The 22,830-nt window shown below is 64.3% G+C and carries 26 protein-coding genes; 23 read left to right on the forward strand and 3 right to left on the reverse strand.

Annotated features, from left to right (window positions below):
• The first annotated feature begins 86 nt into the window (after nt 1-86).
• The 3 genes from ACWNZ3_RS11980 (at nt 87) to ACWNZ3_RS11990 (ending at nt 5,539) form a co-directional block, all read left to right on the forward strand.
• The gene (locus ACWNZ3_RS11980; RefSeq protein ID WP_496900074.1) at nt 87-3,527 is read left to right on the forward strand and encodes a pyruvate carboxylase; all 3,441 of its coding nucleotides are present in this window, start codon (nt 87-89) and stop codon (nt 3,525-3,527) included.
• Between the two features lie 287 nt (nt 3,528-3,814).
• The gene (locus ACWNZ3_RS11985) at nt 3,815-5,056 is read left to right on the forward strand and encodes a leishmanolysin-related zinc metalloendopeptidase (protein WP_496900075.1); all 1,242 of its coding nucleotides are present in this window, start codon (nt 3,815-3,817) and stop codon (nt 5,054-5,056) included.
• Nucleotides 5,057-5,146: 90 nt separating this feature from the next.
• The gene (locus ACWNZ3_RS11990; RefSeq protein WP_496900076.1) at nt 5,147-5,539 is read left to right on the forward strand and encodes a VOC family protein; all 393 of its coding nucleotides are present in this window, start codon (nt 5,147-5,149) and stop codon (nt 5,537-5,539) included.
• Nucleotides 5,540-5,555: 16 nt separating this feature from the next.
• On the opposite strand, the gene ACWNZ3_RS11995 is transcribed toward ACWNZ3_RS11990, so the two are convergent.
• A complete protein-coding gene (locus ACWNZ3_RS11995; protein ID WP_496900077.1) occupies nt 5,556-7,622 on the reverse strand; it encodes a TonB-dependent receptor plug domain-containing protein in 2,067 nt (688 codons plus the stop codon).
• Nucleotides 7,623-7,818: 196 nt separating this feature from the next.
• On the opposite strand from ACWNZ3_RS11995, the gene ACWNZ3_RS12000 reads away from it, so the two are divergent.
• The 16 genes from ACWNZ3_RS12000 (at nt 7,819) to ACWNZ3_RS12075 (ending at nt 17,366) form a co-directional block, all read left to right on the forward strand.
• The gene (locus tag ACWNZ3_RS12000; RefSeq protein WP_496900078.1) at nt 7,819-8,862 is read left to right on the forward strand and encodes a hemin-degrading factor; all 1,044 of its coding nucleotides are present in this window, start codon (nt 7,819-7,821) and stop codon (nt 8,860-8,862) included.
• A complete protein-coding gene (locus ACWNZ3_RS12005; protein WP_496900079.1) occupies nt 8,859-9,740 on the forward strand; it encodes a heme/hemin ABC transporter substrate-binding protein in 882 nt (293 codons plus the stop codon). Before ACWNZ3_RS12000 ends, ACWNZ3_RS12005 begins: the two co-directional genes overlap by 4 nt.
• Nucleotides 9,741-9,743: 3 nt before the next feature.
• Entirely contained in the window at nt 9,744-10,811 is a 1,068-nt protein-coding gene (locus ACWNZ3_RS12010) for a FecCD family ABC transporter permease (protein ID WP_496900080.1), read from the forward strand.
• Entirely contained in the window at nt 10,808-11,590 is a 783-nt protein-coding gene (locus ACWNZ3_RS12015) for a heme ABC transporter ATP-binding protein (RefSeq protein ID WP_496900081.1), read from the forward strand. The genes ACWNZ3_RS12010 and ACWNZ3_RS12015 overlap by 4 nt, the downstream gene beginning before the upstream one ends.
• A 119-nt stretch (nt 11,591-11,709) precedes the next feature.
• A complete protein-coding gene (locus ACWNZ3_RS12020) occupies nt 11,710-12,123 on the forward strand; it encodes a glyoxalase superfamily protein (protein ID WP_496900082.1) in 414 nt (137 codons plus the stop codon).
• Between the two features lie 126 nt (nt 12,124-12,249).
• Nucleotides 12,250-12,411 carry a hypothetical protein gene (locus ACWNZ3_RS12025; protein WP_274575064.1) on the forward strand — a complete coding sequence of 54 codons (162 nt, stop codon included), beginning with the start codon at nt 12,250-12,252 and terminating at the stop codon, nt 12,409-12,411.
• 5 nt (nt 12,412-12,416) lie between these two features.
• Nucleotides 12,417-12,581, forward strand: coding sequence for a hemin uptake protein HemP (gene hemP, locus ACWNZ3_RS12030; RefSeq protein WP_269363901.1), 165 nt, complete (start codon nt 12,417-12,419; stop codon nt 12,579-12,581).
• Between the two features lie 8 nt (nt 12,582-12,589).
• Nucleotides 12,590-13,060, forward strand: coding sequence for a hypothetical protein (locus ACWNZ3_RS12035; RefSeq protein WP_274575063.1), 471 nt, complete (start codon nt 12,590-12,592; stop codon nt 13,058-13,060).
• Between the two features lie 51 nt (nt 13,061-13,111).
• Entirely contained in the window at nt 13,112-13,372 is a 261-nt protein-coding gene (locus ACWNZ3_RS12040; RefSeq protein ID WP_269363736.1) for a DUF1289 domain-containing protein, read from the forward strand.
• Nucleotides 13,373-13,443: 71 nt separating this feature from the next.
• Nucleotides 13,444-13,866: a hypothetical protein gene (locus ACWNZ3_RS12045; protein WP_114275664.1), complete on the forward strand. Its 423-nt coding sequence runs from the start codon at nt 13,444-13,446 to the stop codon at nt 13,864-13,866.
• A 104-nt stretch (nt 13,867-13,970) separates the two neighbouring features.
• The gene (locus tag ACWNZ3_RS12050) at nt 13,971-14,441 is read left to right on the forward strand and encodes a Dps family protein (protein ID WP_269363740.1); all 471 of its coding nucleotides are present in this window, start codon (nt 13,971-13,973) and stop codon (nt 14,439-14,441) included.
• A 191-nt stretch (nt 14,442-14,632) separates the two neighbouring features.
• The gene (locus ACWNZ3_RS12055; protein WP_496900083.1) at nt 14,633-15,067 is read left to right on the forward strand and encodes a hypothetical protein; all 435 of its coding nucleotides are present in this window, start codon (nt 14,633-14,635) and stop codon (nt 15,065-15,067) included.
• Nucleotides 15,064-15,714, forward strand: a complete 651-nt coding sequence (locus ACWNZ3_RS12060) for a MotA/TolQ/ExbB proton channel family protein (protein ID WP_269363742.1) — start codon at nt 15,064-15,066, stop codon at nt 15,712-15,714. Before ACWNZ3_RS12055 ends, ACWNZ3_RS12060 begins: the two co-directional genes overlap by 4 nt.
• Nucleotides 15,707-16,087 carry an ExbD/TolR family protein gene (locus ACWNZ3_RS12065; RefSeq protein WP_496900084.1) on the forward strand — a complete coding sequence of 127 codons (381 nt, stop codon included), beginning with the start codon at nt 15,707-15,709 and terminating at the stop codon, nt 16,085-16,087. The genes ACWNZ3_RS12060 and ACWNZ3_RS12065 overlap by 8 nt, the downstream gene beginning before the upstream one ends.
• Complete coding sequence (locus ACWNZ3_RS12070; RefSeq protein WP_496900085.1) at nt 16,084-16,470, forward strand: ExbD/TolR family protein; 387 nt, start codon at nt 16,084-16,086, stop codon at nt 16,468-16,470. The genes ACWNZ3_RS12065 and ACWNZ3_RS12070 overlap by 4 nt, the downstream gene beginning before the upstream one ends.
• Nucleotides 16,467-17,366: an energy transducer TonB family protein gene (locus ACWNZ3_RS12075; protein WP_496900086.1), complete on the forward strand. Its 900-nt coding sequence runs from the start codon at nt 16,467-16,469 to the stop codon at nt 17,364-17,366. The genes ACWNZ3_RS12070 and ACWNZ3_RS12075 overlap by 4 nt, the downstream gene beginning before the upstream one ends.
• Before the next feature lie 614 nt (nt 17,367-17,980).
• On the opposite strand, the gene ACWNZ3_RS12080 is transcribed toward ACWNZ3_RS12075, so the two are convergent.
• Entirely contained in the window at nt 17,981-18,163 is a 183-nt protein-coding gene (locus tag ACWNZ3_RS12080; protein ID WP_496900087.1) for a hypothetical protein, read from the reverse strand.
• Nucleotides 18,164-18,233: 70 nt separating this feature from the next.
• Between ACWNZ3_RS12080 and ACWNZ3_RS12085 the strand changes: the two genes are divergently transcribed.
• The 3 genes from ACWNZ3_RS12085 to ACWNZ3_RS12095 all read left to right on the forward strand — a co-directional run bounded on the left by ACWNZ3_RS12085 (nt 18,234) and on the right by ACWNZ3_RS12095 (nt 20,878).
• Nucleotides 18,234-19,142 (forward strand): LysR substrate-binding domain-containing protein, encoded by a 909-nt coding sequence (locus ACWNZ3_RS12085; RefSeq protein ID WP_496900088.1) that lies wholly within the window; start codon nt 18,234-18,236, stop codon nt 19,140-19,142.
• A 72-nt stretch (nt 19,143-19,214) separates the two neighbouring features.
• Nucleotides 19,215-19,697 carry a DUF2244 domain-containing protein gene (locus ACWNZ3_RS12090; RefSeq protein WP_496901904.1) on the forward strand — a complete coding sequence of 161 codons (483 nt, stop codon included), beginning with the start codon at nt 19,215-19,217 and terminating at the stop codon, nt 19,695-19,697.
• Between the two features lie 62 nt (nt 19,698-19,759).
• A complete protein-coding gene (locus ACWNZ3_RS12095; protein ID WP_496900089.1) occupies nt 19,760-20,878 on the forward strand; it encodes an NADase-type glycan-binding domain-containing protein in 1,119 nt (372 codons plus the stop codon).
• A gap of 65 nt (nt 20,879-20,943) precedes the next feature.
• Here the strand turns inward: ACWNZ3_RS12095 and ACWNZ3_RS12100 are convergent, their stop codons facing one another.
• Entirely contained in the window at nt 20,944-21,411 is a 468-nt protein-coding gene (locus ACWNZ3_RS12100) for a GatB/YqeY domain-containing protein (RefSeq protein ID WP_496900090.1), read from the reverse strand.
• A gap of 199 nt (nt 21,412-21,610) precedes the next feature.
• Between ACWNZ3_RS12100 and carA the strand changes: the two genes are divergently transcribed.
• On the forward strand, nt 21,611-22,786 hold the full coding sequence (carA, locus tag ACWNZ3_RS12105) for a glutamine-hydrolyzing carbamoyl-phosphate synthase small subunit (protein WP_496900091.1): 1,176 nt from the start codon (nt 21,611-21,613) through the stop codon (nt 22,784-22,786).
• Nucleotides 22,787-22,830 lie beyond the last annotated feature (44 nt).

The raw sequence follows: 22,830 nt of genomic DNA on the forward strand, positions 1-22,830 counted from the left end.
AATTGTTACAATCATGACCTTCTGGCTGTTGCGCCGCACCGCAGCATCCCTAGTATGCGCGAAACCTGTCCAGAGGAAGACAAGCCATGCCTGACTTTTCGAAGATCCTGATTGCCAACCGTGGTGAGATTGCCATTCGCATCATGCGTGCGGCCAATGAGATGGGGAAGAAGACGGTTGCCGTCTTTGCGGAGGAGGACAAGCTGGGGCTGCACCGGTTCAAGGCGGACGAGGCCTATCGCATCGGCGAGGGGCTGGGGCCGGTTGCGGCCTATCTGAGCATTGACGAGATCATTCGCGTGGCCAAGGCCTCGGGCGCGGATGCGATCCATCCGGGTTACGGGCTGCTGTCGGAGAACCCCGATCTGGTGGATGCCTGCGTGCAGAACGGCATCACCTTCATCGGTCCGCGCGCCGAGACCATGCGCGCGCTTGGCGACAAGGCCAGCGCGCGGCGGGTTGCCATCGAGGCCGGGGTGCCGGTGATCCCGGCCTCCGAAGTGCTGGGCGACGACATGGATGCAATCCGCGCCGAGGCGCGCGAGATCGGCTATCCCTTCATGCTCAAGGCCTCCTGGGGGGGCGGCGGACGTGGCATGCGCCCGATCTACAAGGAAGAAGAGCTGGAGGAGAAGATCCTGGAAGGCCGCCGCGAGGCGGAAGCGGCCTTTGGCAATGGCGAGGGCTATCTGGAAAAGATGATCCTAAAGGCGCGCCACGTCGAGGTGCAGATCCTGGGCGACAAACAGGGCGAGATCTATCACCTCTATGAGCGCGACTGCTCGGTCCAGCGCCGCAACCAGAAGGTCGTCGAACGCGCCCCCGCCCCCTATCTGACCGAGGCACAGCGCGCCGAGATCTGCGAGCTGGGCCGCAAGATCTGCGCCCATGTGGGCTATGAATGCGCGGGCACCGTCGAGTTCCTGATGGATATGGCGGATGAGAAGTTCTACTTCATCGAGGTGAACCCGCGGGTGCAGGTGGAACATACCGTCACCGAGGAAGTCACCGGCATCGACATCGTGCGCGCCCAGATCCTGATCGCCGAGGGCAAGAGCATCGCCGAGGCCACCGGCAAGGCCAGCCAGGATGACGTGCATCTGACCGGCCATGCGCTGCAGACCCGGATCACCACCGAGGATCCGCAGAACAACTTCATCCCCGACTATGGCCGCCTGACCGCCTATCGCTCTGCCACCGGCATGGGCATTCGCCTGGATGGCGGCACCGCCTATGCGGGCGGGGTGATCACCCGCTATTACGACAGCCTGCTGACCAAGATCACCGCCAAGGCGCCGACGCCGGAGATGGCCATCGCCCGCATGGACCGCGCCCTGCGCGAGTTCCGCATCCGCGGCGTCAGCACCAACATCGCCTTTGTCGAGAACCTGCTGAAGCACCCGACCTTCCTGAACAACACCTACCACACGAAGTTCATTGACGAGACGCCGGAGCTGTTCCAGTTCTCCTCGCGCCGCGACCGGGGCACCAAGGTGCTGACCTATATCGCGGATATCACCGTGAACGGCCATCCGGAGACCAAGGGCCATGCCCGCCCCGGCGCGCATCTGCGTGACCCCAGGCCGCCCGCCAGCCGGGCCGAGCCGATGATGGGCACCCGCAACCTGCTGGAGCAGAAGGGCCCCCAGGCGGTCGCCGACTGGATGAGCCAGCAGCGCCAGTTGCTGATCACCGACACCACCATGCGCGACGGGCATCAGTCGCTGCTGGCCACGCGGATGCGCAGCCATGACATGATCAAGGTCGCCCCCGCCTATGCCGCCAACCTGCCGCAGCTGTTCAGCGTCGAATGCTGGGGCGGTGCCACCTTTGACGTGGCCTACCGGTTCCTGCAGGAATGCCCCTGGCAGCGGTTGCGCGACCTGCGCGAAGGCATGCCCAACCTGATGACCCAGATGCTGCTGCGCGCCTCCAACGGGGTGGGCTACACCAATTATCCCGACAATGTGGTGCAGCATTTTGTCCGGACCGCCGCCAGCTCGGGCGTGGATGTCTTCCGCGTCTTCGACAGTCTCAACTGGGTGGAGAACATGCGCGTCGCCATGGATGCGGTGATCGAGGCGAACAAGGTCTGCGAGGGCACGATCTGCTATACCGGTGACATCTTTGACCCGGACCGGGCCAAATATGACCTGAAGTATTACGTCAAGATGGGTCAGGATCTGAAGGCCGCGGGCGCCCATGTGCTGGGGCTGAAGGACATGGCAGGGCTGCTGAAACCCGCCCAGGCGCGGGTGCTGATCAAGGCCCTGAAATCCGAGGTCGGCCTGCCGATCCACTTCCACACCCATGACACCGCGGGCATCGCCTGCGCCACCATCCTCGCCGCGTCCGAAGCCGGGGTCGATGCTGTCGATTGCGCCATGGATGCGCTGTCGGGCAATACCTCCCAGGCCACGCTGGGCTCGGTTGTCTCGGCGCTGCAACATACCGACCGCGACACCGGGCTGGACATGACCGCGATCCGCGAGATCTCGGACTACTGGGAAGAGGTGCGCGCCCATTACGGTGCCTTCGAGACCGGCATGCAGGCGCCTTCCTCCGAGGTCTACCTGCATGAGATGCCCGGCGGCCAGTTCACCAACCTCAAGGCGCAGGCGGCCTCGATGGGGCTGGATGACCGCTGGCCGCAGGTCGCGCGCACCTACCGGGACGTGAACCAGATGTTCGGCGATATCGTGAAGGTCACGCCTTCGTCGAAAGTGGTGGGGGACATGGCGCTGATGATGGTCAGCCAGGGCCTGACCCGCGCGCAGGTCGAAGACCCCGAAACCGATGTGTCCTTTCCCGACAGCGTGATCGACATGATGCGCGGCAACCTGGGCCAGCCCCCCGGCGGCTTCCCCGAGGGGATCGTCAAGAAGGTGCTCAAGGGCGAGAAACCCAATCTCGCGCGCCCCGGCAAACACCTCGCACCCGTGGACCTGGAGGCAACCCGAAAGGAGCTGTCCGAAAAGTTCGATGGCGCCGAAATCGACGACGAGGATCTCTGCGGCTACCTGATGTACCCACGGGTCTTTACCGATTACATGGAGCGCCATCAGCAATACGGCCCGGTGCGCACCCTGCCCACCGCGACCTTCTTTTACGGGATGGAACCTTCCGAGGAAATCTCGGCCGAGATCGACCCCGGAAAGACGCTGGAAATCCGCATGCAGGCCCTGAGCGAGACCTCCGAGGACGGCGAGGTGAAGGTCTTCTTCGAACTCAACGGCCAGCCCCGGGTGATCCGGGTGCCGAACCGCCTGATCACGGCCACCACGCAGCAGCGCCCCAAGGCGGAGGCAGGCAACGAAAGCCACATCGGCGCCCCGATGCCGGGCGTCGTCGCCTCGGTTGCGGCCACGGCGGGCCAGAAGGTCAAGGCGGGCGATCTGTTGCTGACCATCGAGGCGATGAAGATGGAAACCGGCATCCACGCCGAACGCGACGCCGTGATCAAGGCCCTCCACATCCAGCCCGGCGCCCAGATCGACGCAAAGGACCTGCTGGTGGAGCTGGAATAGCCCAGGGTTGATCCCCCGGCTGCACGACAAGATTGACCCCCGGTCCGGTTGCTGGACCGGGGGTTTGCGTTTGGGCCGCGCCCACCCGGCCCGTTCTTCGGATCAACCTGTCAGATGAGATTTCCCGCATAAGATGAATTTCTTTGGACTTTTGGCAGAGTTCTGTACAGTTTTTTCATATTTTCATGAGCAAGGTTGATCAGATGTATTTTCGCAATTCGATTGAGGCTGAGACGCCCGCATCCCGCCATTCCGGAAGACAGCTCGAACGCGGTACGGAGCGGTTTATGGCGGACAACCGGCATGATCGCTCCGACCTGCCGCATCGGGGCGACACCGGGCGATCCCCGGGGTCAGAGGACCACCGCCAGCACCCGGACGACCACGCGGCGGAAACGACAGAATCCCAGCAGCAAGCGCGGGGCGATCATTTCGAATTCACCTTTGAACATGATGCGCCTGCAGCCTCTGACAGGGGCGCGCAAGACGTGGAAACCCCGGTTGAGGAAGGCGGGAACGTCACCGCCGATGAGAATGGCGATGGCAGGCCGGACCCCGACCCGGCCCCCACGACACCGATGGACCAAGACCCCGATCCGGCGCCCCCGCCCCTTGATCCGCCAGTTGAGCCGGAAGTGCCGCCCGTCACCTCAGGCCGGCCCGGCGGGGCCATCCCGGGCACGCCGCAGGTGACACCGCCCAGCCCGCCACCGGGCAGTGACAATGCCGAAAGCGGCCGTGACCCGGACGCCATGCCGGACCCCGGTGCGGTCCCGCTGACCGGCTATACCAGCGGTGGCCCGGCCGGCACGGCGTATAATGTCACCATTGATTTCGTCGGCACCTGGTCCGCCGAATTGCAAAGCGCCTTTATCGAAGCGGCGGATTACCTGAGCACGATCATCCTGGGTGATCTGCCGGATGCGCTGGTGGACGGCATCGCCATTGATGACATCACCATCACCGCCACGCTGGACACGATCGACGGCGTTGGCGGCATCCTGGGCAGCGCAGGCCCCCGCGAGCTGCGCGGCGATGGCAGCTACCTGCCCGCGACAGGTGCCATGACCTTTGACAGCGCGGATGCCCAGAACCAGCTTGGCCTTGGCAATTGGGAGGCCATCATCCTGCATGAGATGATGCACGCCATGGGCTTTGGCGCGCTCTGGTCGCTGATGGGGCTGACCAGCGGCTCGGTCGGCGGGGGCGACCTCCGCTTTACCGGCGCAAATGCCACGGATGTCTATCAGAACGAATTTCCCGGCATTGCCGCCAATGATCCGGGCGCGCCCCTGGGGGTGCCTGTGGAAACCGATGGCGGCTCCGGCACGGCGGGCAGCCATTGGGATGAGGTCCTGTTCAATGCGGAACTGATGACCGGCTATGTGGACACAGGCAGTTTCGTGTCATTGATGACCATCGCCGCGCTGGAGGACATGGGATACGACACCGTATTCGACAACCCCTACAGCGCAACCGACCAATCCGCGCCGATCCCGCCAGACCCGCTGCTGGACATCATGGGTTGACGCTGGCGATGCCCGCCGGAGGGGCAGACCATGCGCGGCCTGCCCTGATCCCGTGTTGCGCGGCCCCGTGAATGCGGGCATCCTGCCCCCATGCATCTCTCTGCCCTGACCCTGATCATCCCCGATTATGACGAAGCCATCGCCTTTTATTGCGATGTGATGGGTTTTGACCTGACCGAAGACATTGACCAGGGCCACAAACGCTGGGTCCGCGTCACGCCACCCGGTGGGGGCGCGGGCATGATCCTGGTCGAACCGGCCAATGAGCTGCAGCGCGCCGCCATCGGCAACCAGGGCGCAGGGCGGGTCTGGCTGTTTCTGAACACCGACAACTTTGAGCGCGATTACAATGCCCTGCGCGCCAAAGCTGTCGTGTTCGAGGAGCTCCCGCGCCATGAACCCTACGGCACCGTTGCCGTCTTTCGCGACATCTTCGGCAACCGCTGGGATCTGATCGGCAGCGCGGCACCGGCTGCCGCCTGAAACCCGGCCTGCCCGGTCAGAACGATTTGGTGAGCGACACCTTGAAGGTCCGGCCCGGTGCCTTGCGGGAGGGCGATGACAGGTGCCCCACATAATCCCTGTCAAAGACATTCTCCACGCCAAAGCGCACTTCGGTCCCGTCCAGCCAGCCCTGATCGGGCCGCCAGGTCGCCCGCAGGTTATGCGCTGTGCTGTTGGGCAGATCGGCCCCCAACGCATCCCGCTGGTCCGCCGAATGGACAATTTCCCAGCTCAGATCGAAATCGTCGTTCCACCGTTTGCCCAGGGTCAGATGAACCCGGTCCGCCGCAAGGTTGCGCCAGACGGTCGAGGTGCCATTGGGATTGTATTCTGTCCCATGCCCCAGATGGCCTGCGAAATCGGCATAGAAACCACTGGCCATCCCATAGGAGGCCTCCAGTTCAAAGCCTCTCGATTCCACATGATCCAACTCCGTCCCGGTTGCCCCGGCAACCGTATAACTGGTGATGTCACGCAATTTCGTCGCATAGAGATTACCCCGGATGGTAAAACTGTCCTCCGGCGCAAAGACATCGGTGCCGGTATAGGCCGCCCCGAACTCCAGCGTATGCGATTTCTCTGCCGTGGCGATGCGCCGCTGGGCCGTGGGGCTTGTGCCCAGATCGTCGATGATCGGCAGCCCTTCGGTATAGGCGGCGCTGCCAAAGACGGAGAGGCCATTGCCGAAATCATAGGCCAGCGCCAGCCCGCCCATCAGCGCATCCTTTTGATAGCTATCCGGTTCAGGTGCCAGCGGCAGCGCCGAGGTGATCCGGGAATTTTCATAGCGCAACGCAGGTGTGATGGTGAACCGTCCCACCGTCATCTCATCTACCACGAAAAGCGCATGGCGGTCATCACGGCCACCGGGTGCCCCGGCAGCGGTGTTGTCGGCCCGCTCCCGGCGCTGCACCTCGAACCCCGCCAACATGTCATGTGACAGCATCCCGGTCTGGAACAGGGCGCGGTTCGTCAGGGTCAGCTTTGTGGTCTCATAGCGCTGATCGGCGTTGACCGTATCCAGAAGGAAGGGAAAGGTCGGCGTCCCTTCCAGCGGCGAAGACCCCGGCACGTAATCATATTCAATGATCTGATCGGCATAGGAAAGATTGGCCCGCAGGTCGATCAGCGCGCTGGCGGGATTATACCGGTATTCCAGAACGCTCTGGGCGGTATCCGTCAGCCGGTCCACGTTGCCGAAACTGCCGCCGGTGGTATCGAACTGGTCATAGGGGACATCCTTGTCGTCAGCCACGGTGCGCGACTGGCTGAAGGTCAGGGATTGCGCATCGTCCTGCCCGAAGGTGAATTTCGCCTTGGCCAGATAGGATGGAGTCTGAAACGCGCTGTTCCCGATCACGGCGCCATCCCCGGATTGCAGATCGTTCTGATCCCGGAAGGAATAGTTCAACAGAAATTCGGCGCGTGTCGTCGGCATCCAGGCCAGATTGGTCGAACTGACCTTTCCGTCGCCGTTGGAACTGTATTCAAAGGTCTGGGAGCCGCCAAAGCCCGGCACACCGCCGGTGAAATCGGAGGCGTCCTTTGTCTCCAGCTTGACCACACCGCCGACAATGCCGGACCCATAGGCAAAGCTGCCGATGGTGCCGCGCAGCACTTCGACCTGACGATAGAGCAGCGGATCGGTGAACAATTGCGTGCCGATGCGGTAAAGCTCTTCCGACCCGACGGTGGCACCATCCACCAGCACGGCGATCTTCTGGTCCGACCCATAGGTCGTATTGGCCCCGAACCCCCGGATGTTGATGCCCGAGCCCTGCGGCGTGGTGCCGTTCACAAGGGTCACACCGGGTATGGAATCGATCACCTGGGCCACGGTGCTGGCCTGCCGGTCGGCAATCTCCTCCTCCCCCACGACGGTCCGCGCCAGCGCCGTGCCAAAGCTCAGGTCGCGCTTGCCGCCGGTCAGGATCAGGGTGCCAAGGAAACCGGGGGTGCCCTCGTCCCGGGTCAGATCCTGGGTCAGGTCCTGGGCCAGGGCCGGTGCTGCCAGCGACAGGCAGACAAGCGCGGTCGTGCCGCGAAGTAGGGGGGTAAGCATATGCGCCATCCTTCAGGGATAAATAGCCGAAGCTTGCGGAGGCTGGCGCGGCAGGTTTTTGTGAATTGACGATTATCGCAATCGTATGGGTTGCACCCTTAATCGTACCAGACTAAAACAGTCAAGTATTTTACGAAAGCCACGTACCGGACCTGTCGGGCGCAGCCATCGGACCATCCCACATCCGAGGACGCCCTTGACCCACCCAACCCCTGCCGACATCCGTGCCTTTCAGGCCGAAAACCCCAGGCTGCGCGCGCGCGATGCCGCTGACCAGCTGAACATTTCCGAGGCAGAGCTCGTCGCCGCCCGCGTCGGGCGCGGCGTGACCCGGATAGAGGCGCATCCCGACAGGGTGATTCCCGCCGCCGAAAAGCTGGGCGAGGTCATGGCCCTGACGCGGGTTGCGGCCTGCGTTCACGAAAAGGTCGGCGCATATGGCAATTACCATCCCGGCCCCCATGCCGCGATGACACTGACAGAGAACATCGACCTGCGCATCTTCCCGTCCCATTGGGTCCATGCCTTTGCGGTCGAAACAGAGGCCGAGCAGGGCCCGCGTCGCGCGTTGCAGATATTTGATGCGGCGGGCGACGCGGTACACAAGATCCACCTCAGAGAGACCTCGAACCAGGACGCATGGGCCGGGATCGTGGCCGATCTGGCCATGGCGGATCAGGCAGAGGGTCAGACGGTCGCACAGCGCAAACCCGTCGAGGCGGCAAAATCAGCGCCGGAAAAGCTGGACATCCTGCGCGCCGAATGGGCGCGGCTGACCGACACCCATCAGTTCCTGCGCCTGTGCTCCAAGCTCAAGATGAACCGGCTGGGCGCCTACCGCATTGCCGGGGCTCCTTTCGTGCGCCAGCTTGCCCCGAAAGCCGTGGACGACATGCTGCACGCCGTCCGCGATGCCGGGATCGAGGTGATGATCTTTGTCGGGAACCGGGGCTGCATCCAGATCCACAGCGGTCCGATCCACAAGCTGCACCCGATGGGCCCCTGGCAGAACGTCATGGATCCCGGTTTCAACCTGCATCTGCGGCTCGACAAGGTGGCCGAGGTCTGGGCGGTGGAAAAACCCACGCAGCGCGGCCCGGCAGTGTCGGTAGAGGCTTTTGACGCCGAGGGCGGGCTGATCTTTCAGGTCTTTGGCCTTGGCAAGGAAGGGCGCGATTCCCGCGCCCATTGGGGCCGCATCGTCACCGGCCTGCCGGCATTGGAAGAGGTCCCGGCATGAGGATCGCCTTTCATCGCGGCCTGCTTGCTGCTGCCCTTGCCCTGCCCCTGACGCTGACGCTGGGCCTTCACCCCGCCGCCCGCGCGGATCAGCCACAGGCCGATGTGCTGGCCATCGGCGGTTCGGTGACGGAGATTGTCGTGGCCCTGGGCCAGCAGCACCGGCTGAAGGCGCGCGATACCACCTCCATCTATCCGCCCGAAGTGACCGGCCTGCCGGACGTGGGCTATATGCGCGCCCTCTCGCCCGAGGGTGTGCTCTCGGTCGGGCCTGCGCTGATCCTGTCGGAAGAGGGCGCGGGCCCGCCAGAGGCGCTGGAGGTCATCCGCGCCGCCGATGTCGATTTCGTCGAAGTGCCCGACGCCCTTACAGCAAAGGGAATTCTGAACAAGATCAGGGTGATCGGCGACGCTCTTGAAGTGCCTGACCGGGCTGCCGATCTCTCTGCACAGGTGGAGGCCGCGCTTGCCGATGCCCTGGCGGATGCCGCCCGACCCCAAGGCGAAAAGAAGCGGGTGCTCTTTGTGCTGTCCACCCAGGGCGGCAAGATCAACGCCTCCGGCACCGGCACGGAGGCCGATGCGCTGATCCGCATGGCAGGCGGGGTGAACGCGGTTTCGGACTATGCAGGCTACAAGCAGATCACCGATGAGGCGGTAGGTCTGGCCGCGCCGGATGTGATCCTGATGATGGATCGTGGCGGCGACCATGGCGCGGCGGATGATGAATTGTTCGCCCTGCCCGCCATCAGCCTGACGCCTGCGGCCCAAACCCGGTCTGTGGTGCGCATGGACGGGCTGCTGATGCTGGGGTTCGGGCCGCGCACGGCCAGCGCGATCCGGGACCTGAACGCGGCGCTTTACGGACAGGAAAGCTGACCGATGGCCTCGATGACAGAGATCATCCCGGCCCCGAGGGATCGTCTGGCCCTCGCCCGTGCGCTGCACTGGATGCTCGCAGGCGCGCTGGCGCTGGCCTGCATCGCCAGTCTTGAGGTCGGCGCAACCGATGTGACCCTCTCCGCGATGCTGGGCAAGATCCTTCAGGGACAGGCCCTGTCGCATATGGAACAGGTGGTCCTGTTTGACATCCGCCTGCCGCGTCTGGCCATGGGGGTGCTGGTGGGCGCGGCGCTGGCGGTTTCGGGGGCGGCCATGCAGGGGCTGTTCCGCAACCCGCTGGCCGATCCCGGCATCGTCGGCGTTGGCGCGGGGGCCGGTCTGGGCGCGATCCTGGCCATCGTGCTGGGCGCCTTGCTGCCCGTCTGGCTGATTGATCTGACCGGCAATCAACTGACCCCCTTTGCGGCCTTTCTGGGCGGCTGGGGCGCAACCATCCTGCTTTACAAGGTGTCGACCCGGCACGGGCGCACCTCTGTCGCGACGATGCTGCTGGCGGGCATTGCCCTTGGCGCCCTGGCGGGGGCGCTGTCCGGCATCCTTGTCTATGTGGCCGATGACCGGCAATTGCGCGACCTGACCTTCTGGGGTCTGGGGTCTCTGGCCGGGGCCAGCTGGGCCAAGGTTCTGGGCGCGGGGCCGATGATCCTGCTGGCGCTCGGCGCGGCCATGATGCTGGGCCGGGGGCTGAACGGGCTGGCCCTGGGCGAGGCCACGGCGGCCCATATCGGCATCGACGTGCAGCGCATGAAATCCATCGCCATCCTCGCGGTGGCCGGGGCCACCGGGGCGGCTGTCGCGGTCTCCGGCGGAATCGGGTTCATCGGCATTGTGGTGCCGCATCTGCTGCGCCTGGGCCTTGGCCCCGATCACCGGACATTGCTGCCCAATGCCGCGCTGATGGGGGCAACCCTGCTGATCCTCGCCGATGTGATCGCCCGCGTCGTCATCGCCCCTGCGGAGCTGCCGATCGGGATCGTCACCGCCGTACTCGGCGCGCCGGTGTTCCTGTGGATCCTGCTGAAACGCAAGGGGCTGGTGGAGCTGTGAGCCTGATCGCCGAAAACATCCGCGTCTTCTATGGCTCCCGGGCCGCCCTGCGGGGCGTCAGCCTGACCGCCCGGGCCGGAGAGGTCACAGCCATCGTCGGCCCGAACGGATCGGGCAAATCCACCCTGCTGGGGGCGATCACCGCCACCCTGCCCTGTGACGGAAAGGTCAGCATCAACGGGCGCGACATCGCCGGGATGAAACCCTGGGAACTGGCGGCGCAACGCGCGGTCCTGCCACAGGCATCGCGGCTTGCCTTCCCTTTCAGCGTGATCGAGGTCGTGCGCCTGGGCCTGCAAAGCGGCACCGCCGGGGACCGGCCCGAAGTGCCGATGCAGGCGCTTGCCCGTGTCGGGCTGGCCCATTACGCCGACCGCACCTTTCAGGCGCTTTCAGGGGGCGAGGCGCAGCGCGTCATGCTGGCCCGTGTGCTGGCGCAGGTCTGGGCGGCGGTTGAGGATGGTCAGCCGCGCTGGCTCTTGCTGGATGAACCGGTTTCAAGCCTGGATATCGCCCATCAACTGCAGGTGATGGAGATCGCCCGGCGTTTTGCCCGTGACGGCGGCGGCGTGATCGCGGTGATGCATGACCTGAACCTCACCGCACTTTATGCCGACCGGGTGGCGATCCTGGCCGAGGGGCAGCGCATCGCCTTTGGCACCCCTGCCGAGGTGCTGACGGATGACACCCTGTCACGGGCCTATGGCTGCAGGCTGCGTGTCTCCGCTCCACCCGCCGCCGGTATTCCCTATATCCTGCCCCATGCCGCCTCTGCCTGAGGGGATCGGCGATGCGGCGCCCCCCTGACGTCGCATGATGGACCGGACAGACCCCACAACCGAAAGGACACGATGATGATCTTCACCCTGACCCAACCCGCCGCCACAAAGGTGCCTTCATGATCCCCCAGGTGACACGCACCGCGCCGGTGTTTCGCAGTTTCGACGAAGCCAAGGCGCGCGCATTCTATCTCGACTGGCTCGGTTTCACCTGGGTGGGGGAGCATCGGTTTGACGCGGATGCGCCGCTTTACGCCTTTCTGCGGCTGGGTGAGTTCCACCTGCATCTGAGCGAACACCACGGCGACGCTACCCCGGGCTCCAGCGTGATGGTCCATGTGGACAACCTGCGCGCCTGGCATGCATCCCTGCCCCCCTATGCCAACATGCGTCCGGGGCTGGATCCGCTGCCCTGGGGCCTGCAGATGCGGGTCTGGGACCCCTTCGGCAACCGGCTGAATTTTCTTGACCAGAAAGACGGCAAGTCATTGCCCGATAAAGCTGCCGGTATCGCCAAGTCAATTCTTGACTGAATTTGTCAGATTACGATAACAAGGCATTAATACCCGACTCGAACAGTTGGTTTTTACACGAGCCCGCCCAAACCCGTCCCAGCCACCGCCCAGGCAGCCCGGATGTTCACGAAAAAGGAGACAGACGTGACCAAACCCGAGCATGATGCCACCCCCTCCCCGGTGGCGGCCCCGGCCAGCCCCGGCTGGCGCGATATCGTGATGTCAGGCGCTGACAAAACACAGATCGGCAACCTTGTGCTGGAGCAGTTGACCGGCCTTCCGCATGCTGTCGGAGAAAGTCGATGATCCTGATGCCCGATCTTTCCGCCCCCCGCGCACAGGACAATCCCGAGGATACCGCCGTCTATGACGCGCGCGATCTGATCGTGAACGGCCAGAAAGCCAATATCGTTCTGGACGGCCAGACCTATACCCTGCGCATCACCCGCGCGGGCAAGCTGATTTTGACAAAATGACCGAAGCGATGGATAGCCCGGGCAGCGCTGTCGTCGGCCGGCTGACCAATGTCCCGCCCTGGGAGGCGGAGCTGATTCTGTCGATGCGCCTGTGGATGGACAGCCTTGAGGGGCAGGAAAAGGTCGGCACCGGCTTTGCCCGCTGTTTCGGCACCGCAGGCGGCCGTGCAGAGATCCGCCAGTTCGAAAGACTGCTGACCGCTCTCTGCGCCTATGCGCGCCGTCCGCTGGTGCGGCACGGCCTTGGCTGCGACTGCATCGGCTCGGACGAGGCGGTGCTGCAAACCCTCGTGCGCGAGGCGGCACGCGGCGACCTGGCCGAAGCGGCGATGGTGGCCAGCCTGCTTGTGCCTGCCTCCCAGGCGGAACATGTGGCGCTGATGGCGGCTCAGGTCGGCCTGGCCATGCAATGCATCGCCCGCCAGTCACCACCGCCCCGCGGCACTGCCGAAACCGTCCGGAGCCGCACGCTTCACTGACCCGGACACCCAAGCCAGATCGGGCCAAAGCCCCCCTCAAGCGAGTAGACCATGACCAAAGTTCCCAGCCCCTGCATCGACGTCTGCAAATTCAAACGCGAAGGCCATTGCATCGGCTGTTCCATGACAAAGGCACAGAAGTCCGTCTTCAAGGGCCTGAAAAAGAACGCCGCCCGCGAGGCCTTCATCGAACTTCTGGTTGCGCAGCAATCGGTGATGGGGCGCTACAGCCACTGGGAAAAGGCCTATGAGACCCGCTGCCGCAAGAAAAAGATCAGCCTCTCCGTCTTGTCCGGCGGCAAGGCGGCGTGAAGGCGGCATCAGGCATCAGGCATCAGGCAGGCCGCAGAGACCAGAGCAGACCGGAAAAGGACAAGGCAGAGATGACAGCAGCACAGCGCAAGGTATCGTTTGACGACAGCGAGGGCCCGGCCAGCGACCAGCCCGGCCTTTCGCTGCTGGAACACCTGCGCCATGCCGCCCGCAGGGGGCGCTGCAAGACCTATGTCGATCTCTTCGGTGCCTGTGCCGCCCTGTCGGGCAACCGGCAGGTGGCCGCGCAGGCCGCGTCAGAGGTGCTGATGCGCTGTCTTCATCAGGCCCTGGGGCAACGCCCCGTGATCTACCGGAGCGGCGAGCGGGCAACTTCCTTTGACGAGGACTGGCTGATGGCCCTCGCCCGCAGCCTGAAATCCAACGACACAGCCAGCGCGACCTTCCTGCTGCATTCCCGCGTGCCCAGACACGCGCGGCGGAACCTTGCCTTCCTTTTGCAGACTGTCGTCGATGCGCAGGAACAAGTTTAGAATAATTCTAATTCGACTTGCCAAACCTCTGCCCCACCTGTAATTTGACGGTGCAAGCCAGCCGGATGCCAGCCAGCACCCCATTCATGATGCAGGAGGCCGCAATGACCCAGACAGCACAGACCCTTTCCACCGATGCAGCGACCCAGATCGTCGAGGCGCTGAACCAATGCGTGGCCGAGACCGCCGTGACCACGATGCTCGCACAGAATTTCCACTGGAACGTGACAGGCATGGCATTCGGCCCCCTGCACGCCCTGTTCCAGACCATCTATGAGGATCATTTCACCGCGCAGGACGATCTGGCCGAACGGGTCAAGGCGCTTGAGGGCCATGCCGAAGGCACCCTTGCCGGTATGCTGAAGCGGTCCAAGGTGGCCGAGGTCACGGGTGTGCCCGCAGCCGCGGACATGGTCCGCCTGATGAAAGAGGCCCAGGAAACGCTTGCTGAAACCCTTGCCGGGGCCGGTGAACTGGCCGCCGAACAGGGCGACACGCTGACCGAGGATCTGTGCATCGCACGGGGCCAGGCGCATGAGAAATTCGCCTGGATTCTGCGCGCCCATCTGGCCTGAACCCCAGCCTGTACTCTGATCTGAACTCTGGCCTGAAAACGGCGGCAGACCGCCGACAGGTACAGAGGCCGCAAAAGCAGACTAATTCAATCAGGTATTGAATCCTCCCTTGCCGGATGGTAGCACCGCGCCATCCAGCAAGGGCAAATGCCCCAGCCAGACTATCCATGAGGTAATCGGAGGCTGGAGCCATGCAGGCAATCCAACATATCCTTGCAGCCACAGTGCTGACACTTGTCCAACCGGGCGCGGGCTGTTTCGCCCAGGAGGCCCAGGGCAAGCACGTCATGATCGAGCTGAACGCGCTTGAACCGGTCGAAGATGCCTGCCGGGTCACATTCCTGGTCCAGAACGGCCATGACACCGACATCGACAGCGCCGTCTATGAGGCCGTGCTTTTCGACACCTCCGGCCAGGTAGACCGGCTGACCCTTTTCGACTTTGGCAGCCTGCCCGCCAGCCGCCCGAGGGCCCGGCAATTTGTCGTGCCGGGACTGGCCTGCGCCGCGCTTGGCCGTTTGCTGATCAACGGGGCCGAAACCTGCACCGGTACGGACCTGCCCGATGACGCCTGCAACAAGGATCTGGAGCTGCGCAGCCGGGTTGAGACGGAGGTGCTGGGATGATCGCGGCGGTGCGGGAAGCCATCCAGCGCGTCACCGACCTGGGGGGGCCGGTCGTGCTTCTGCTGGGGGTGATTTCGGTCCTTGTTCTGAGTGTTGTGCTGTACAAGCTCTGGCAATTCACGGTCGAAGGTGTCGGCCGCCACAAGGCGCTGCAGGCCGCCATTGCCGCCTGGGATGCGGGCGACCGCAGCGCGGCGCGGGGCCATGTCGCGCAATCGCGCAGCTACCTTGTGCCCGTGATGACCATGGCCTTCGACGGTCAGGTCGATCGCGCCCGGCTCGAAGCGGAGGCCGAGGCGCGCTTTGCCCGGCTCGAAGGCGGTTTCCGCCTGATGGATTCGGTGGCCCAGCTGGCCCCGCTGCTGGGGCTGTTCGGCACGGTTCTGGGCATGATCTCTGCCTTTCAGGCCCTGCAGGAAGCGGGCGCGCAGGTTGATCCTTCGATCCTGGCAGGTGGCATCTGGGTCGCGCTGCTGACAACGGCGGTGGGGCTTGCCGTGGCGATGCCCACATCGGTGGTGCTGAGCTGGTTCGAGGCACGGATGGATGCCGACCGGGTGCTGGCGCAAAAGGCGCTGCAAACAATCCTGGCCCCGCAGGGTCACGGCAATGCGGGCGAGGCTGTCGGGGTTCCGGCCCATGCGTAGAACCCGCCAGCGGCGCGCCTTGTCGATGACCTCCCTGATCGACGTGATCTTTCTGCTGCTGCTGTTCTTCATGCTGACCTCCACATTTACCCGCTTTGCGGAGGTCGAATTCGCCTCTGCCGGGTCGGGCGCTGCCGCGCCCGCGCAGAAACCGGTTTTTGTCTCGCTCTCGGCAGATGATCTGCGCCTGAACGGCACTGCCCTGGCGCTTCCGGAGCTTTCCGGGGCGCTGGCCCCGCACCGCGCGGAGGGCGCGCCCCTTGGCGTTCTGGTTGCGGCCCGCGCGGATGTGACGGCGCAACGGCTGACCGATCTTCTGGGCGCGCTGCGCGGCATCCCCGGGCTGAGCGTGACCGTGCTGGAGCCGTCATGAGACGGCGCAGCGGCAAATCCCGGCGCGAGCCGACCATCGCGCTGATCAACATCGTTTTCCTGATGCTGATCTTCTTTCTGGTGGCCGGCACCATTGCGGCACCACTTGATGCAAATCTGGCGCTTGTGCGCACGGAAGGGATCGAGGGGACCGCGCCCGCCGATGTGCTGATCGTGCACAGTGACGGGCGCATGACGCACCGGGGCGCACCGGTGGCAAGTGCCGCGGCATTCTACGCCGAGCTTCCGCAGGGCGCACGCGACAGGGTGCGGGTCATGCCGGACCGCGACCTGCCGGCAGCAACCCTGATCACCCTGGGCCGTGACCTGCGCAACGCCGGGGCAAAACAGGTCGCCATCGTCACCGAAAGGGGGCTGCAATGACCCGTGTTTCCACCATCGCAAAAGGGGCCGCCCTGTCCTGTGCGGTGCTGGCCCATGGCGCGCTTGCGCTTGTCCTGGTCACGCCGGAACCTGTCCAGATCGAAGGGGCGCAGGGCGCCGCCGAGGTGCGCCTGGGCAGTGGTTTTCAGGACATGGCGGCAGGCACCCTCGCGCCGGAACGGGCAGATGCAGCACTGACGCCTGAACCGGCCGAGAGCACTCCGGCCAAAACCGCCGCAAAGGCCGAAGCGCAGCGCAGCCCCGAAGCCATGGCACCGGAGGCTGCCACCCCCTCCGCCATGGCAAGCAGCGATTTGCTTGCCCCCCGGCAACCCGATGTCGCGGCCCCGGCGGTCAGGAGCCTCAGCAGCACCTCGGTGCCCGACCGGCTTGCCAGCACGCCGCCCGAAACCGCCAGCGTCACGCAATCTGCACGCCCCAGGCTCCGCAGCGCCGCCTTTGTGGCCAAACACAAGGCCCCGCCCCCGCCAAAGACCGAAGCCCGCAGCGCTGTGAAAAAGTCTCAACCCAAGGGCAACGCCCGGCAGAACGCCCGTGCCGGTGAGGCCTCCGGAAAAGCCACCGCCAAGGCACGCGCCAGCGGCAACGGCGGGCAGAAACAGGCGGCAGGCAATGCGGCAGCCAGCAATTACCCCGGCGTGGTGATGCGCAGGCTGTCCCGCGCGGGCAAGCCGCGGGTCAATGCAAGGGGAACCGCCGTGATCGCCTTTTCCATCGCGGCCAGCGGCGGCATCGCATCGGTCTCGCTCGCCCGCAGTTCGGGCTCCGCGACACTTGATCAGGCCGCTGTCCGGCTGGTGCGTGGCGCAGGCCCCTTCCCCAAACCGCCACAGGGGGCCATGCGACGCTTCTCGATCGAGATCAAGGGGCGGTAGCGGTTGAACGTTCGGTCCTTGGGTTTTGCTGTGCTGGTGATCACGCAAACCGACAGCCATGATCCGGGGCTTTCAACATAGCCAGTCGGCCTGGATCGACACGCCCAGTCGGCATAGTCATGCTGAGAGCGGACCTTCATCGACAAGTTGACGAATGGCGGCTGAGTGGACGGAGTTGCCGTTCGCAACAAAACCCCAAGCCGCGCATCGACGGGCCGTGGTGCGGCGATCCGACCGTCGTGACTGGCACTTTATGGCAGCCAAGCACTTCCAAGCTATCCGTGGGACACGACAGCAGACAAATCGCCGTGCCAGGGGACGGCCCGGCGATGCGCGGCGGCCTGCGGCCTTGATTCCGCGCTTGGTAAAGCGGAAAGGGCTCTCTCCCGCCTTTCGCTGCGATCTGCACGAGGGTCCGGTTTCGGAAGCGAGGACAGCAATCCTGTCGATTGGCTTGCGCAGCAATGTCGGTTCATGCTGAACACCGGTGATGGTTTTGCTGTTGATCAGCATGCTGCCGTCAATCACTGACGCCAATGCCCGGAACAAGCCGCGCGTCACGTTGCTTCGGCCACAAACTGCCGCCCACCGCAAACCACCGATACGAAACAGCCCTATTCCGGCGCGATACATGATGGCTGGAACTGCAGGTCCGCACGTTCCCGCTCGGTCATGCGGGCGATGTCGGGATGCGACAGCGGGTCCCTGCCCCAGAGGGCGCGCGCATGGGCCTCGGCGCGGGCCTTGCGCCTGTCCCGGCTGAACCAGCCAAACAGATTTCCAAGTGCATGTGTCATGGCCAGATGATCCGCCAGGCCCCGGCAAAATGGAATCGACTTCGCCAGCACTTCTGTTTAGAAAAACTAAATGCGAAACCTGAACAACATCCCGCTTGCATCGCTCAGGGTGGTGGAGGCCGTCGCCCGCCACGGCACCCTTGCCCGCGCGGCGCTGGAACTGGGGGTCACCTCCGGCGCCTTGAGCCAGCGCCTGACCAAGGCAGAGACCGCCCTGGGCCAGAGCCTGTTCATCCGCACTTCCACAGGCCTCAAGCCGAACAGAACATGCGCCGAGATCGCGCCGCGCCTGACCCGCGTCATGGCGGAACTCTCCTCCATCCTGTCCGACATTGACGCCACCCAGGGCACGACGCTGACGGTCTCGGTCGCGCCGATCTTTGCAAGCCGTTGGCTTATATGGAGAATTAACAAATTCAATCAGGCAAACCCCGGCATCGGCCTGCGGGTTTTCCCCACGGTGCAGGTGATTGATCTGGACCGGTCGGACGTGGACATCGGAATACGCGTGGGCAGCGACCCTGCCCTGGGCGCCGGTGCCGCCAAACTGCTGGATCAGCGCGTCTTTCCGGTCTGTTCCGCCGGGATCGCCGATCAGATCAGCACGCCCCGAGACCTGCTGAAATTCCCGGTGATCCGCGAGAACGATGACCTTTACGGATGGCGGAACTGGCTGTCCGATCATCACCTTGAAATGCCGCAGTTTCCGCCCGGCCCGACCTATGCGGACGCCTCGCTGTGTTTAGATGCGGCGATGACGGGCCAGGGCGTGTTCATGGCCTGGGAAACCCTGGCAAGCGACGCGCTGGAGCGGGGGCAGATCATCTCTCCGTTCCGCCACAGGTCCCTGACCGGCGCGACCTACTGGCTGGCAACCAGCCAGTATTCCGCCCGCAAACCCGGTGTCCGGAAGTTCGCGAAATGGCTGGAAGCGGAGCTGAAATGTTCCCAGACCTTCTGGAACAGCCCCGCTGGCTGACGCGCCGTGAACCGCGCGGCCCGGGCGCAGGTGCCGCATTGCCTCTGCCCGCGATGCCGCTATTTTCCCGCCATGCCCTATGAATGGACCACCAAACCAGACGAGACCCCGCAGCGCATGCGCCTCTGGCCGCATCAGTCGCTGCCTGCAAGGGGGTTTGCCGCTTTCGTTCTGGTCACCTTCGCCCTGATCCTGATCCCGACGCTGCCGCTGCTCGGCACCGTGCTTTTGTGGGGGCTGCTGCCCTTCGTGCTGGCGGCGGTGGCCGGCCTCTATTTCGCCCTGCAAAGCAACCATCACGCGCGCCGGATCGAAGAGATCCTGACGCTGGACGCCGATACCGCCCGGCTGACCCACCGCACCGCCAAGGGCGAGCTGAAGGAATGGGATTGCAACCGCTATTGGACCCGGGTGACGAAATACGAAAAGCACGGCCCGGTGCCCCATTACGTGACCCTGTCCGGGCATGGTCGCGAGGTCGAGATCGGCCGTTTCCTGAGCGAGGAGGAGCGCATCGCGCTTTATGACGATCTGAATCGGTCGCTGCGCGGCTGAGCGCGACTTGTGCAATCAACGCCCCTTATAATAGGCTGATCCCAATTCTGTCGGAGATTGCCATGCGCCCGTTCCCGTCCGCCGCCCTTCTGGCCTTGTTGCTGTCCGTGCCGGCCGTCGCAGAGGAACAGGTCGCCTGTACCATACTCGGCTGTGAAAAGGTCGAAATCGAAGTGCCGGACCTCACCGCAGCCGACAGCTTCACGGTTCAGGAAGTCTGGAGCGTGGTCAACGACATTCTAAGTGTCTCCGGGCTTGCTCCCAATTTTCAGGTGGTCGAAACTCAGGAAGTGGGCAACGCGGCGGCGGTCATCATCGACGAACAACGCTATCTCGCCTTCAACCCGATCTGGATGCGCACCTATCGCGACAAACCCGAAAGCCATTGGCAGCTCTATGCGGTGATGGCGCATGAGGTCGGTCACCACCTTCAGGGCCATACCATCGCCGCTGGCGGATCGCGCCCGCCCACCGAACTGGAGGCTGATGAGTACGCAGGCTTCGTGCTGGCGGCCCTGGGGGCGTCACTGGATCAGGCGCAGGTCTTGTGGAAATCCTTGGACGCCGAGGGCTCGGCCACACATCCGCCCCGCCACCAGCGCTTGGAGGCCGTTCAGCGCGGCTGGGAGCGGCGCAACGGCACGTCCACGCCTGCCCGCCCGATGGCGCAGGCCCCGGCCGTTGAGGGCGAAACCTGCCAGAGGTTCGCGCTTGCAATCGGCCCCGCGCGGGTCTGCGCATCGACCACCCTTGTGAACCAACATCATTGCGCACGATATCAGACGTACAAACCGCGTGCCGACCGGTTCGAAATGGGCCACCTCTTCGACGGTGATATCGCAACCGCTTGGTCCGCAGAGCACAGGGATTCGGGCCGCAAGACAAGCATCAGTTTCAGTTTCGAACGCCCGACCACCCTGCGTGTGATCGACATCGTGACCGGAGATCCGAGTGTGGAGGGCCTGTACGGCCGAGACAACGGCACCGCACGCGTGCGCACACTTGGCATCCGCACGTCAGCCAGCAACCCCCGCAAGCTGGACCTCAAGGACAACGGAGCGGTGCAAAGCTTTGACCTTGGCGAAATCAAGAATGTCGAGTGGGTCGAGCTGGTAATGGGCGATACCTACCGGAGCGATCACTGCAAAAACGCCGCATTAAGCGAGATCACCCTGCGCTGAGCATTCCTGACCAGTCGCCGTGCCGCAACGCGTGCCCCTGCACAGTCGTTTTCGCGACAGAGACTTCAGCCCTCCCCGCTCAGCTTTTCCTTCACCATCGGGCCAACTTTGCCAAAATCCATCTGGCCGGTGTATTTGCCCTTGAGCACGCCGATCACCTTGCCCATGTCACGAATGGAGCTGGCGTTCTGATCGGCAATGGCCTCTTCCACCGCTGCGGCGACCTCGGCCTCGGTCAGCTGGCGGGGCAGGAATTCCTCGATCACCTCGATTTCGGCGTTCTCACGCTCTGCAAGGTCGAGCCGGCCGCCTTCCTCATAGGCGCGGGCCGATTCCTGTCGTTGCTTGGCCATCTTGCCAAGGATCGCCAGCACCTCGTCGTCGGCCACGCCGTCATCGTTGCCGGTGGCGCGCACCGCGATGTCCTTGTCCTTGATCGCGGCATTGATCAGCCGCAGGGTGGACAGCCGGTCGACGGCCTTGTCTCTCATCGCCTGTTTCAGCGATTCCGAAATGCGCGTGCGCAGTGTCATGCGGTCCCCTATTTGGTCCAGACAATATCAAAGAGCCTACCATACCCATAGTGGGCGGGGCAGGCAATGGGGCGCGCGCAATGCCAACCTGTTGATCTTTAAGGAAATCTGTTTTCGCCCGCAGCCTTGACCCCGCCCCCGGCGGGCAGTAGGTTGCCAGCCGTTTACCCTGCCACACCCCGTTCTGGAGGCTGCCCCGATGCCCGCGCCCACCCCCCTTCGCCCGACCGCCTGCCTTGCTCTTGCGGATGGGTCGCTTTTTTACGGCATGGGCTTTGGTGCCACCGGCCAGACCACGGCGGAACTGTGCTTCAACACCGCGATGACCGGCTATCAGGAAATCATGACCGACCCCTCCTATGCGGGCCAGATCGTGACCTTTACCTTCCCGCATGTGGGCAATGTCGGCACCAACCCCGAAGACGACGAAACCGGCGATCCGGTGGCAGAGGGCATGGTGGTCAAATGGATGCCCACCGACCCCAGCAACTGGCGCAATGTGCAGCCGCTGTCGGACTGGCTGGCGGCGCGGGGCCGCATTGCCATCGGCGGCGTGGACACCCGGCGCCTGACCCGTGCGATCCGGCATCTGGGCGCGCCGCATGTGGCGCTGGCCCATGACCCCGAGGGCAATTTCGACATCGAGGCGCTGGTGGCCGCCGCCCGGTCCTTTGCCGGGCTGGAAGGTATGGACCTGGCCAAGGACGTGACCTGTGCGCAATCCTATCGCTGGGATGAAATGCGCTGGGCCTGGCCCGATGGCTATCCGAAACAGGAAAGCCCGAGGCACAGGGTCGTCGCGGTGGATTACGGTGCCAAGCGCAACATCCTGCGTTGCCTGGCCTCTGCCGGCTGCGAAGTGACGGTCCTGCCCGCCACGGCCACCTTTGACGACATCATGGCGCATCAGCCGGACGGGGTGTTCCTGTCCAACGGACCGGGCGACCCGGCGGCAACCGGCGTCTATGCCGTGCCGATGATCCGCGACGTGCTGGACAAGACCGACCTGCCCGTCTTTGGCATCTGCCTTGGCCACCAGATGCTGGCGCTCGCCCTGGGTGGCAAGACCGTCAAGATGAGCCACGGCCACCATGGGGCCAACCACCCCGTCAAGGACTACGATACCGGCAAGGTGGAAATCACCTCGATGAACCACGGTTTCGCGGTCGATGGGCAATCCCTGCCAGATGGGGTGGTGGAAACCCATGTCTCCCTGTTTGACGGATCCAACTGCGGCATCAGGATGGAGGGCCGCCCGGTCTGGTCCGTGCAGCACCACCCCGAAGCCTCGCCCGGCCCGCAGGACAGCTACTACCTGTTCGAGCGTTTTGCCGCCGCCATGGCGGAACGCGCCCCGGAACCGGCGCAGGCCTGAGCTGCCCCGCGCCGTTAACCCCTTGTTAATCTTCTGTTAGTGCA

This window comes from Sulfitobacter sp. IGS-18, assembly GCF_059628195.1.